Origin of the sequence: Cellulomonas bogoriensis 69B4 = DSM 16987 (genome assembly GCF_000767165.1) — a bacterium.
GTDB lineage: Bacteria > Actinomycetota > Actinomycetes > Actinomycetales > Cellulomonadaceae > Actinotalea > Actinotalea bogoriensis.
Window position 1 is genome coordinate 1 of record NZ_AXCZ01000368.1, and the last position, 941, is coordinate 941.

A 941-nucleotide genomic window follows, 5' to 3' on the forward strand; every position below is an offset into this window, starting at 1 on the left:
CCCGCGCCGCCGCCAGGCCCGGTGCGTCCGCGGCGGCCGCCCGACCCCCCTGGAAGCGCCCCGCGATCACCGGGTCCACGTCGGCGCCCTCCACGAAGCGGCCGTGCAGCTGCCACGCCTGGGCGGCCTGCACCGTCCGGAACGCTGTGAACAGGTCCTCCACGTCCTGGCGCCGGACCACGTCCTGCACCACGAGCGTGCCCGAGGTGCGCACGGCCAGCGCCGTCGCCGCCGCCAGGGTCGCCTCCCGCACGTCCTCGGGCACCAGGTCCAGCAGCGCAGGCACCAGTACCAGCTCCACCGGACCCGCCCACGGGGTGCCGGCCTGCGGGGGCAGCAGCTGGTCCGCTGCGGTGAGCAGGGTGCGTGCGTCCCGGGTCAGGACGCCCACCGTGTCGAACGACGGCGCCAGACCCACCAGACCGTCCCGCGCCACCGCGTCGTGCGTGGTCCGCAACCCGTACAACCCGCAGTACGACGCCGGCACCCGCACCGACCCGCCCGTGTCCGTGCCCAACGCCACGTCCGCCAGGTGGGCCGCCACCGCGCTGGCGGGCCCGCTCGTGGACCCGCCAGGGATGCGCCCCGGCGCCGCAGGGTTGGGCGGTGTGCCGTAGTGCACGTTCTTGCCCGCCAACGACAAGGCCAGCTCATCGGTGTGGGCCAGGCCCTCGATCAGGCACCCGGCTCCCACCAGGGCGGCGACCGCGCTCGCGGTGCGCTCCTCGACCGGGGCGTGCAGCAACCAGGACGGGTTCCCCGCGCCGATGCGCTGGCCCGCGACCGCGAACAGGTCCTTCACCGCGAGCCGGGCGCCGGCCAACGGGCCCTGCGCCGGCGGCGGTGGCAGGTCGTCGGGCACCACGTGCGTGACCCGCCAGATGCTCTCCAGGTCCGCCGCGTCCACGGTCGGGGCCGCGGGGTCGGGTGCGCCCGACACG

The 941-nt window shown here is 76.7% G+C and carries 1 protein-coding gene; it reads right to left on the reverse strand.

The window, feature by feature from the left end; all coding sequences use genetic code 11:
• On the reverse strand, window positions 1-941 hold a 941-nt coding region (locus N869_RS15470), incomplete at both ends, for an amidase family protein (protein ID WP_198026114.1).